The 11,354-nt window shown below is 70.8% G+C and carries 10 protein-coding genes; all 10 read left to right on the forward strand.

The features are described 5' to 3' along the window. Positions 1-917 precede the first annotated feature (917 nt). Genes argC through tyrS form a run of 10 tightly spaced genes read left to right on the forward strand, consistent with a single transcriptional unit; the run spans position 918 to position 11,079 of the window. Positions 918-1,946 (forward strand): N-acetyl-gamma-glutamyl-phosphate reductase, encoded by a 1,029-nt coding sequence (gene argC / locus A4R44_RS19330; protein ID WP_067582214.1) that lies wholly within the window; start codon positions 918-920, stop codon positions 1,944-1,946. Further along, on the forward strand, positions 1,943-3,103 hold the full coding sequence (gene argJ, locus A4R44_RS19335) for a bifunctional glutamate N-acetyltransferase/amino-acid acetyltransferase ArgJ (RefSeq protein WP_067582217.1): 1,161 nt from the start codon (positions 1,943-1,945) through the stop codon (positions 3,101-3,103). The genes argC and argJ overlap by 4 nt, the downstream gene beginning before the upstream one ends. Beyond that, positions 3,100-4,035: an acetylglutamate kinase gene (argB, locus tag A4R44_RS19340; protein ID WP_067582220.1), complete on the forward strand. Its 936-nt coding sequence runs from the start codon at positions 3,100-3,102 to the stop codon at positions 4,033-4,035. Before argJ ends, argB begins: the two co-directional genes overlap by 4 nt. Beyond that, positions 4,032-5,237, forward strand: a complete 1,206-nt coding sequence (locus A4R44_RS19345) for an acetylornithine transaminase (RefSeq protein ID WP_067582223.1) — start codon at positions 4,032-4,034, stop codon at positions 5,235-5,237. The genes argB and A4R44_RS19345 overlap by 4 nt, the downstream gene beginning before the upstream one ends. Continuing rightward, positions 5,237-6,163, forward strand: a complete 927-nt coding sequence (argF, locus tag A4R44_RS19350) for an ornithine carbamoyltransferase (protein WP_067582226.1) — start codon at positions 5,237-5,239, stop codon at positions 6,161-6,163. Before A4R44_RS19345 ends, argF begins: the two co-directional genes overlap by 1 nt. After that, positions 6,160-6,657: an arginine repressor gene (locus A4R44_RS19355; protein ID WP_067582229.1), complete on the forward strand. Its 498-nt coding sequence runs from the start codon at positions 6,160-6,162 to the stop codon at positions 6,655-6,657. The genes argF and A4R44_RS19355 overlap by 4 nt, the downstream gene beginning before the upstream one ends. Then, a complete protein-coding gene (locus tag A4R44_RS19360; protein WP_067582232.1) occupies positions 6,654-7,652 on the forward strand; it encodes an argininosuccinate synthase domain-containing protein in 999 nt (332 codons plus the stop codon). The genes A4R44_RS19355 and A4R44_RS19360 overlap by 4 nt, the downstream gene beginning before the upstream one ends. Positions 7,653-7,676: 24 nt before the next feature. After that, positions 7,677-9,092: an argininosuccinate lyase gene (gene argH, locus A4R44_RS19365; protein WP_067582235.1), complete on the forward strand. Its 1,416-nt coding sequence runs from the start codon at positions 7,677-7,679 to the stop codon at positions 9,090-9,092. A 44-nt stretch (positions 9,093-9,136) separates the two neighbouring features. Then, entirely contained in the window at positions 9,137-9,772 is a 636-nt protein-coding gene (locus A4R44_RS19370) for a DNA-3-methyladenine glycosylase (RefSeq protein WP_067582239.1), read from the forward strand. A 32-nt stretch (positions 9,773-9,804) separates the two neighbouring features. Beyond that, positions 9,805-11,079, forward strand: a complete 1,275-nt coding sequence (gene tyrS / locus A4R44_RS19375) for a tyrosine--tRNA ligase (protein WP_067582242.1) — start codon at positions 9,805-9,807, stop codon at positions 11,077-11,079. Positions 11,080-11,354 lie beyond the last annotated feature (275 nt).

Genomic DNA, 11,354 nt, shown 5'->3' on the forward strand with positions numbered 1-11,354 from the left:
TGGCTGCGTGCCGGATTACGGCGTGGGCCCTCGGGCTGGTGGTGTGCGCGCGGAATCTGCGGCATGGGTTCCTGGCGAGCGGCGTGCGCGGGATCTGCGGCACAGGTTTCGGGGCGCGTGATGGGTGCCGGGCTGGCAGCTTGGCCCCGGGAGCGGGCGGCGTGCGCGTGCTTAGTGGCGTGGGCGCGGACCGCGCGGCCATGGGTTCCAGGGCGGTCGGTGGGCACCCCACCGTCTGCTTGACCACCCAAGGCGGGCGGCGTACTCGGACGGGCGGCGTACTCGGAACTGATGGCGTATGCGCGGGACTTGCGGATTGGGTCCCAGGACGGGCGGCGTGCCCGGAACTGGTGGACTGGTGGACTGGTGGCTCGGGTATCGGGCAGACGGCCTGCGAGCTGGTCAGACGACTTGGAGGGGGCAGGTTCGGGCAGCCGAACGATCCGCGTGGCTGTGGCTGGGCGGGCCGGGCGACCTGCGGTGCCGGGTGGTCTGTGCTGGGCGGCTCGGCGGGCTCCGGCGGCTGAACGGCCTGTTTGGCGGCACCGCCGGACGGGCGGGCGGCGTGCTTGTCCGGTAGGCAGCTTGTCTCGTCATCGAACAGCCAGTGCGGCCGTCTCGCACGCGGAGCGTGCGGACAAGCGGATAAGCCGTGCCGCCAGTTCGCGGCTGACGGGTCCGACTGTTCGGGCGGCTCGGTCGTTTCACGCGAGTCAGGGAGCCGTTGCCTGTGCCTGGGCGGAAGTCCTGCCGTCTCGGATCGCATCGGCACACCGTCGCTCGGGGCTGACCGGCCTGTCGCGGCACCGGAAACAGCCTGGAGAACACACGGGATCCACGGAAGTCCTGGGGAGGGGACGGCCAGGGTGAGCAAACCCTCTTTGTTTGAGCTTGCACGCTCGTGCATAATCATTCGTATGACGGTGAAGATCGCGGTAGCCGGTGCCAGCGGGTACGCGGGCGGCGAACTGCTGCGCCTGCTGCTGACCCATCCCGAGGTCGAGATCGGCGCTCTCACGGCGGCGAGCAGCGCGGGGACGACGCTGGGCACGCACCAGCCGCACCTTGTCCCGCTGGCCGGGCGGGTGCTGCTTGAGACGAACGCGGAGACGCTCGCGGGCCACGACGTCGTGTTCCTCGCTCTGCCGCACGGCCGCTCGGCCGAGATCGCGGCGCAGCTCGGGCCGGACGTGCTCGTGGTCGACCTCGGGGCCGACCATCGGCTCGCGGACGCGGGGGACTGGCGACGGTGGTACTCCGGCGAGCACGCGGGGCAGTGGCCCTACGGGATGCCCGAGCTGCCTGGTGCGCGCGAGAAGCTCGTGGGGACCAAGAGGATCGCGGTTCCGGGTTGCTTCCCGACCGGCGGGTCGCTGGCGTTGGCCCCGGCGTTGGCGGCGGGGCTGATCGAGCCGGCGGTCACCGTGGTGTCGGTGACGGGGACTTCCGGTGCGGGCAAGAGCCTGAAACCGAACCTGCTCGGGTCCGAGGTCATGGGCAACGCGAGTGCGTACGGCGTCGCTGGAGCCCATCGGCACACGCCGGAGTTCGTGCAGAACCTCTCCGGTGCGGCGGGCAAGCCGGTGACCGTGTCGTTCACGCCGGTGCTCGCGCCGATGCCGCGCGGCATTCTCACGACCGCGAGTGCTCAGCTCGCGGGCGACGTCGACGAGGCCGCCGCGCGCGCGGTGTACGAGAAGGCTTACGACGCTGAGCCCTTCGTCCAGGTTCTGCCCGAAGGGACCTGGCCGACGACCGCCGCCACGGTCGGCTCGAACAACGTCCAGCTCCAGCTCGGGATCGACGCCGACGCGGGCAGGCTGGTCGTCGTCACGTCGATCGACAACCTCACCAAGGGCACCGCGGGCGGTGCCGTCCAGTCGATGAACCTGGCGCTCGGTTTCGCCGAGGCCACCGGACTTTCCACCGTGGGAGTGGCACCGTGACCGTCACCGGACCGAAGGGTTTCCGCGCCGCGGGCGTGGCCGCCGGGATCAAAGCCTCCGGCGCGCTCGACTTTTCGCTGGTCGTCAACGACGGCCCGCTCGACGTCGCGGCGGGGGTGTTCACCCGGAACGTGATCAAAGCCGCGCCGGTGCTGTGGTCGCAGGAAGTGCTGAAGCAGCAGAAGCTGAAGGCCGTCGTGCTCAACTCGGGCGGGGCGAACGCGGCCACCGGGCCGGGCGGGTTCCAGGACACGCACGCCACCGCGGAGAAGGTCGCCGAAGTGCTGGGCACCGGGGCGATCGAGGTCGCGGTGTGCTCCACCGGCCTGATCGGCGAGCGGCTGCCGATGCCCGCCGTTCTGTCCGGTGTGGACAGTGCGGTCAAGGCGCTGGACGCCGGTCCGGAAGCGGCGCTCAACGCGGCCACCGGCGTCATGACCACCGACACCAAGCCGAAGCAGGCGTTCGCCCGGCACGAATCCGGGTGGAGCGTCGGCGGGTTCGCCAAGGGCGCGGGGATGCTCGCGCCGAACCTGGCGACGATGCTGTCCGTGCTGACCACGGATGCCGTGGCGGACAAGGAAACTCTCGACCGTGCGCTGCGCGCCGCCACGCACGTCACGTTCGATCGGCTCGACGTGGACGGCGGGACGTCGACCAACGACACGGTGCTCGTGCTCGCGTCGGGTGCGAGCGGCGTGGAGCCGACCGAGGCCGAGCTGACCGAGCTGCTCACGAAGGTCAGCCACGACCTGGTGCTGCAACTGCGGGCTGATTCCGAAGGCGCCACCAAGGATGTCGATGTCACGGTGAAGGGTGCGGCGTCCGAAGCCGACGCGATCGTCGTGGCTCGGACGGTCGCCGAGGACAACCTGGTCAAGACCGCCTTGTTCGGGTCCGATCCCAACTGGGGCCGGATCGCGATGGCGCTCGGCCGCGCACCTGCGCAGATCGACCCCGAAACGGTGTCGATCGCGATCAACGGCGTCACCTTGTTCGCGGGCGGAACGACGGCCGAGGACCGGTCGGCGGCCGACCTGTCCGGGCGGGCCATCGACGTCGTCGTGGATCTTGGCGTCGGCTCAGGCGAGGCGACGATTTACACCACGGACCTCTCGCACGCGTACGTCGAAGAGAACAGCGCGTACTCGTCATGACGGATACCGGAAGGCTCGTCTCCGCCGACGAACGGCTCACCAGCGCGGCCGAGAAGGCCGGGGTGCTGATCGAAGCGCTGCCGTGGCTGCAGCGGTTCAACGGCGCGACCGTCGTGGTCAAGTACGGCGGCAACGCGATGATCGACGATCAGCTGAAGGCCGCCTTCGCGCAGGACATGGTGTTCCTGCGGCTGGCCGGGCTGCACCCGGTGGTCGTGCACGGCGGCGGCCCGCAGATCAGCGCGATGCTCTCCCGGCTCGGCGTGCCGGGGGAGTTCAAGGGCGGGCTGCGCGTCACCACGCCGGAAACCATGGACATCGTGCGCATGGTGCTGGTCGGACAGGTGAGCCGCGAGCTGGTCGGCCTGATCAACGCGCACGGCCCGTACGCGGTCGGCATTTCCGGCGAGGACGCGCGGCTGTTCACCGCCCAGCGCAAACAGGCCACTGTGGACGGTGAGCAGGTGGACATCGGCCTCGTGGGCGAGGTCGCCGCGGTGAACCCGGACGCGGTCCTCGACATCGTGAACGCCGGGCGCATCCCGGTGGTGTCCACGGTGGCTCCCGACATCGACGGCGTGGTGCACAACGTCAACGCCGACACCGCCGCGGGCGCGCTCGCCGCGGCGCTCGGCGCGGAGAAGCTCGTCGTGCTCACCGACGTCGAAGGCCTTTACGCCGACTGGCCGGACCGGTCGTCGCTGATCGACCGGATCCCCGTCGACCGTCTCGAACGCATGCTGCCCGGCTTGGCCAACGGCATGATCCCGAAGATGGAGGCGTGTGTGCGCGCGGTGCGCGGCGGCGTGCGCGGTGCCCACGTCATCGACGGCAGGCTCGCCCATTCGGTGCTGCTCGAGGTCTTCACCTCGCGCGGCATCGGCACCATGGTGCTGCCCGAGGCGGCGCCTCCCGGAACGGAGCACGAGTGACTACCCTCAAGTCCAATGCGGACGGCCAGCAGCACTGGCAGTCGGCCGTCATGGACAACTACGGAACCCCCGGCCTGACCCTGGTGCGCGGCGAAGGCGCGCGAGTGTGGGACGCGGACGGCGCCGAGTACGTCGACCTGGTCGGCGGCATCGCGGTGAATGCTCTCGGCCACGCCCACCCCGAGGTGGTGCGCGCGGTCACCGAGCAGATCTCGAAGCTGGGGCACACGTCGAACCTGTACGTGAACCCGGTCGCGGTCGAACTCGCCGAAACCCTTCTCGACGTCGCGGGCCTGAACGGGCAAGGAAGAGTCCTGTTCGTCAACTCCGGCGCCGAGGCGAACGAAGCCGCGCTGAAGATCAGCCGGCTCACCGGCCGCGGCAAGGTCGTCGCGGCCGAGGGCGCGTTCCACGGCCGCACCATGGGCGCGCTGTCGCTCACCGGGCAGCCGTCGAAGCGCGAGGCGTTCGAGCCGCTGGTTCCGGGCGTCACGCATGTTCCCTACGGTGACGTCGAAGCGTTGCGGGCCGCCGTGGACGGCGAGACCGCCGCTGTCTTCCTGGAGCCGGTGCTCGGCGAAGCCGGGGTGATCCCGGCTCCGGACGGCTACCTGCACGCGGCGCGCGAGATCACCAAGGCCGCCGGTGCGCTGCTCGTGCTCGACGAGGTGCAGACCGGGATCGGCAGGCTCGGGACCTGGTTCGGCTTCCAGCAGGCCGGGATCGTGCCGGACGTGGTCACGCTCGCGAAGGGGCTCGGCGGCGGGCTTCCGCTCGGCGCGGTGATCGGCGTCGGCGCGGCGGGCGACCTGCTGAAGCCAGGCCAGCACGGCACGACCTTCGGCGGCAACCCGGTGTGCTGCGCGGCCGGGCTGGCGGTGCTGCGCACGATCGTCCGGGACGACCTGCTCGACCACGTTTCCGCGCTCGGCAAGGACCTCGCCGCGGGAGCCGAGGCGCTCGGGCACCCGCTCGTGTCCGAAGTCCGCGGCGCGGGGCTGCTGCTCGGCATCGGGTTGCGGAAACCGGTTTCCGCGGCGGTCGCGAAGGCCGCGCAGGAGGCGGGATACCTCGTCAACCCGGTCGCCGCCGACACCGTCCGGCTCGCCCCGCCGCTCGTGCTCGACGAGCAGCAGGCGCACGGCTTCCTCGCCGCCCTTCCGGGCGTGCTCGACTCCACCACCACGAAGGAATCCGACTGATGCCTCGCCACTTCCTCCGCGACGACGACGTCACCCCCGCCGAGCAGACCGCTCTGCTCGACCTCGCCGACCGGCTGAAAGCCGACCCGCTCGGCACGAAGGCGCTCGCCGGAGCCACGGTGGCCGCGATCTTCGAGAAGAACTCCACCCGCACCCGGTTCTCGTTCGAGGTCGGCATCAGCCAGCTCGGCGGGCATCCGGTGATCGTCGACGGCCGCTCGATGCAGCTCGGCCGCGAGGAGACCATCGAGGACACCTCGCGCGTGCTGTCCCGCTATGTCGACGCCGTCGTGTGGCGCACCTTCGCGCAGAAGCGCATCGACTCGATGGCGTCGGTAGCGTCGATCCCGATCGTCAACGCGCTCACCGACGAGTTCCACCCGTGCCAGGTGCTCACGGACCTGATGACCATCCGCGAGCGCAAGGGCAAGCTCGCCGGCCTCACGCTCACCTACCTTGGCGACGGCGCCAACAACATGGCGCATTCGCTGCTGCTCGGCGGCACCACTGCCGGGATGAACGTGCGCGTCGTGTCGCCGGAGGGGTTCCAGCCCGATCAGCAGGTGATGCTCGACGCCAAGCAGCGCGGCGCCGAAACCGGCGGCAGCGCGACCGTCTACACCGACGCGCACGAGGCCGTCGACGGCTCGGACGTGCTGGTCACCGACACCTGGACGTCGATGGGCCAGGAAAACGACGGTCTCGACCGGGTCGGCCCGTTCCGTGCGCTGCAGATCAACGCCGGGTTGCTGAAGCGCGCCGCCGACGAGGCGATCGTGTTGCACTGCCTGCCCGCGCACCGCGGCTGGGAGATCACCGACGAGGTGCTCGACGGCCCGGCCAGCGCGGTCTGGGACGAGGCGGAGAACCGGCTGCACGCGCAGAAGGCGCTGCTGGTCTGGCTGTTCGGGCAGAACGGCCGATGACCAGCAGCCGGGTCGGGCGCCAGGCGCGGATCACCGAACTGGTGTCCACGATGGCGATCCGCAGCCAGACGGAGCTCGCGCGGTTGCTGGCCGCCGAGGGGATCGAGGTCACTCAGGCGACGCTGTCGCGCGACCTCGACGAACTCGGCGCGATCAAGCTGCGTGGCGCCGACTCGGGCGCGCCGGTCTACGTCATCCCGGAGGACGGCAGTCCCGTGCGCGGTGTCCAGGGCGGCACCTCGCGGCTGTCCCGGCTGCTCGCCGAACTGATGGTGTCGGCGGATTCGTCGGGCAACCTCACCGTGCTGCGCACGCCGCCGGGCGCCGCGCAGTTCCTCGCGAGCGCGATCGACCGGGCCGCGCTGGAGGAGGTCGTCGGGTCCATCGCGGGCGACGACACAGTCGCGGTGATCGCGCGTGAACCGCTCACCGGACGAGACCTCGCCGAGCGGTTCACCGCGCTCGCGCAAGGTTCGGCGGAAGGCGAGCCGTGACCCGGCGGGTCGTGCTCGCCTTTCCGGGCGGGCCCGGCTCCTCGGCCGCGCTGGAACTCCTTGCTGGACAAGGCGAAGTGGTCGCTGTCGCGGCGGATTTCGGTGCGGGTGACGTCGATTTGTGCGCCCTGCGGAGGCAGGCGAGGGCCGGCGGGGCCAGCGAGACCGTGGTCGCGGACGTTCGCGAGGAATTCGCGAATGACTACTGTTTGCTTGCGCTGCAGGCGAATGCGCTGATCCTCGACCGGTGCCCGCTGGTCGAGGCGCTGGCCCGGCCGCTGCTGGCGAGCACGCTCGTCGCGACCGCGAGGGACCGGAACGCCTCGGCCGTCGCGCACGGCGGCGGCGGCGCGTTGTCCGGCATGATCGCGACACTCGCGCCGGATTTCGAGATCGTCGAACTCGGCATTCGAGGCGGGCAGGAACTGTCGACGAGCCGGACTTTGTGGGGCCGGGCCGCGGGCTCTGGCTACCGCTGGACCGAGGACGCCGTGGTGAACCTCGGCATGCCGGACGAAATCGTCGTCACCTTCGAGCAGGGCGTGCCGGTCGCGGTCGACGGCGAGACGGTCAGCGTGGCCGAGGCGGTGCAGCGGCTCGGCCACCGGGCCGGAGCGCACGGGGTCGGCCGGTTCGAGCTGGCGGACGGTTACGACGCACCGGGCGCGGCGGTGCTGATCGCCGCGCACCAGGAGCTGGAATCAGTCATGCTCGACCGTGATCTGGCGAGGTTCAAACGCGGCGTCGACCGCCGGTGGGCCGAACTGGTCCACGACGGATTGTGGTTTTCGCCGCTGCGCGAGCCGCTGGACGCGTTCGTCCGGCGGGCGCAGGAGCGCGTGTCCGGCGAGGTGCGGCTGGTGCTGCACGCGGGCAGCGCGACCGTCGCCGGCCTCCCCGGGAGGCGGCTTCGCCCGGTCGGACGGCGGTACCGCCGCGCGACCGGGCAGACTCCGCTGGGAAACACCCAGCATCCGAGCACCCAGGCGTCCTGAGACGCCGGACGAGAGAGGCAGAACGTGAGCGGGAAAGACCAGCCGGTGCAGCTGTGGGGCGGCCGGTTCGCCAGCGGGCCGGCCGAGGCGATGGCGGCCCTGAGCGCCTCGACCCACTTCGACTGGCGCCTGGCGCCCTACGACATCGCCGGATCGCGCGCGCACGCCCGCGTGCTGAACAAGGCGGGTCTGCTCACCGAAGCGGAACTGGCCGGGATGCTGGACGCGCTCGACACGCTGGCGCAGGACGTCGCGTCCGGCGAGTTCACGCCGACGGTCGCCGACGAGGACGTGCACACCGCGCTCGAACGCGGTCTGCTCGAACGTGCCGGCGCCGAACTGGGCGGCAAGCTCCGGGCAGGCCGTTCCCGCAACGACCAGGTCGCGACGCTGTTCCGCATGTGGCTGCGCGACGCCGCGCGCCGGGTGGTCGCGGGCACGCTCGACGTGATAGACGCGCTGGTGTCGCAGGCGTCCCGGCACCCGGACGCGATCCTGCCCGGGCGCACCCACCTGCAGCACGCGCAGCCGGTTCTGCTGGCGCACCACCTGATGGCCCATGGCCAGTCGCTGCTGCGCGACGTCTCCCGCCTGCGCGACTGGGACGCCCGCACCGCGGAATCGCCGTACGGTTCGGGCGCGCTGGCGGGTTCGTCGCTCGGTCTCGACCCGGAAGCGGTGGCCACTGAGCTGGGCTTCGACACCAGCGTGGAGAACTCGATCGACGGCACCGCCTCGCGCGATTTCGTCGCCGAGTTCGCGTTCGCCGTCGCGATGCTCGCGGTGAACCTGTCGCGGGTCGCCGAAGAGGTGATCATCTGGAACACCGCCGAGTTCGGCTACGTCACGCTGGACGACGCGTGGGCCACCGGCAGCTCGATCATGCCGCAGAAGAAGAACCCGGACGTCGCGGAGCTGACCCGCGGCAAGGCCGGACGGCTGATCGGGAACCTCACCGGCTTGCTCGCCACGCTCAAGGCCCAGCCGCTCGCGTACAACCGCGACCTGCAAGAGGACAAGGAACCGGTCTTCGACTCGGTCGAGCAGCTGGAGCTGCTCTTCCCGGCGATCGCGGGGATGCTCGGCACGCTCACCTTCCACACCGACCGGCTCGCCGAATTGGCTCCGGCCGGGTTCACGCTGGCCACCGACATCGCCGAATGGCTGGTGCGCCAGGGCGTGCCGTTCCGCGTCGCGCACGAAGCGGCGGGGGAGAGCGTGCGGGTCGCGGAGGCCCGCGGGGCCGGGCTCGACGAGCTGACCGACGAGGAGTTCCAGGCCATCAACCCGGCGCTCACCCCGGCGGTGCGCGAAGTCCTCACCGTCGAAGGTTCGGTGCGTTCGCGCGACGCTCGCGGCGGCACCGCGCCGGACCGGGTCGCCGAGCAGCGGGAGCGCCTGGTCGAACGCGTCGCGGCGCATCGGCAGTGGCTGAAGTGATCTGCCGGCGGGCCGCTGGTTAGGCTGGCGGCCTGACGAGGGGAGTGCGTGTGGACCGGTTGTTCCGGCGCGAAGAACTGGCACTGGACCCGGTCGACCTGGCTCGGCTGCTGCTCGGCGCCGTCCTTGAGGCCGACGCGCCCGAAGGCCGGGTCGGGGTGCGGCTCGTCGAGGTCGAGGCCTATCGCGGGCTCGACGATCCCGCTTCGCATTGCTACCGCGGGAAGACCCCGCGCAACGCGGTGATGTGGGGTCCGGCCGGGCACCTCTACGTGTACTTCGTCTACGGCATGCACTTCTGCGCGAACGTCGTCGGCACCGAGGACGGCCAGCCGGGCGCGGTGCTGCTGCGCGCCGGCGAGGTCGTCGAGGGCGCGGACATCGTGCGGAAGCGGAGGCCGAACGCGCGCGGCAACGGCGAACTCGCCAAAGGCCCGGCCATCCTCACCTCGGTGCTGGGTCTCGCCCGCGAGCAGAACGGTCTCGATCTCACCGATCCCCAGTCGCCGGTGCGGCTGCGTGCCGGCGAGCGCGTGCCCGCCGGCAACGTGCGCACCGGCCCGCGCGTCGGCGTCGCGATGGCGATGGACACGCCGTGGCGGTTCTGGATCGACGGCTCACCAGCCGTCTCGACCTACCGCCGCGGCGGGAAACGCCGGCAGGTGCGACCCGCGGGATAGTCGTTTGACCAGGTGGGGGATCATCTACAGGTGTGAGTGAGCACATCCTTGACGAGTTGTCCTGGCGCGGCCTGATCGCGCAATCCACCGACATCGACGCCTTGCGCCGAGAACTCGACCGCGGCCCGCTCACGCTCTATTGCGGCTTCGACCCGACCGCGCCCAGCCTGCACGCCGGCAACCTCGTCCCGCTGCTGATGCTCAAGCGGTTCCAGCGCGCCGGGCACCGGCCGATCGTGCTGGCGGGCGGTGCCACCGGGATGATCGGCGACCCGCGCGACAACGGCGAGCGCACGCTGAACACCCTGGACGTCGTCGCCGACTGGGCCGGACGGATCCGCGGGCAGCTGGAGCGGTTCGTGGATTTCGACGATTCGCCGACCGGCGCGATCGTCGAGAACAACCTCGACTGGACCTCGAAGCAGAACACGCTGGAATTCCTGCGGGACGTCGGCAAGCACTTCTCGGTGAACGTGATGCTGAACCGGGAGACGGTCAAGCGCCGGCTCGAGGGCGACGGCATGTCCTACACGGAGTTCAGCTACCTGCTGCTGCAGTCGCAGGACTACCTGGAGCTGTACCGCAAGCACGGCTGCAAGCTGCAGGTCGGCGGCTCGGACCAGTGGGGCAACCTCGTCGGCGGCGTGGACCTGATCCGCCGGGTCGAAAGCGGCGCCGCGCACGCGCTGACCGCGCCGCTGGTCACCGACGCCGAGGGCCGCAAGTTCGGCAAGTCCACCGGCGGCGGCAACGTGTGGCTCGACCCGGAGCTGACCTCCCCCTACGCCTGGTACCAGTACTTCGTGAACGTCGGCGACGCCGACGTGCTCCGCTACCTGCGCCTGTTCACCTTCCTCGACCAGGAGGAGATCGACGCGCTGGCGAAGGACACCGAGGAGCGCCCGCACCTGCGCGCCGCGCAGAAACGGCTGGCCGAGGAGTTCACGAACCTGGTGCACGGCGAGGACCAGACGCGCCAGGTCATCGCGGCGAGCCAGGCCCTGTTCGGCCGCGGCGAGCTGACCGGCCTCGACGGCCCGACGCTCGACGCGGCGATGGCCGAGGTCCCGAACGGCCAGGTCGAGCCCGCCGGCGACGCGACGATCGTCGACCTGCTGCTCGCCGGGGGACTGGTGGACAGCAAGGGCGCGGCGCGGCGGACTGTGAAGGAGGGCGGCGCGTACGTGAACAACGTGAAGATCGCCGACGAGGAGTGGAAGCCCTCGGCTTCCGACGCCCTCCACGGCCGCTGGCTCGTAGTCCGCAAGGGCAAGCGCACGGTCGCCGGCGTCCGCGTCGGGGGCTGAGCTCCGCCCTCGGCCCGAAACAGGGGCTCCGACCTGCGGGAACGCGGTTAAGGGACCCCCCTGTTTCGGGCCTTGGGAGGGCGTGTAAAGTTCTTCAAGTCGCCAGGGAAACCGGGTGGCCGCCGGGACACGAACCAAGCTCTCGCCTCTGGGGTGATTGAGTGGGTGTCCCACCAAAAAACTGCTAGGAATGATCGCTTCGGTCAGGCCCGCCCTTGCAGGGGTTCGGGTGTGGTTCGGGGTGTGTTGCTTGAGAACTCAACAGTGTGCTAGTG

This window comes from Amycolatopsis sp. M39, assembly GCF_001651785.1.
Lineage (GTDB): Bacteria > Actinomycetota > Actinomycetes > Mycobacteriales > Pseudonocardiaceae > Amycolatopsis > Amycolatopsis rubida.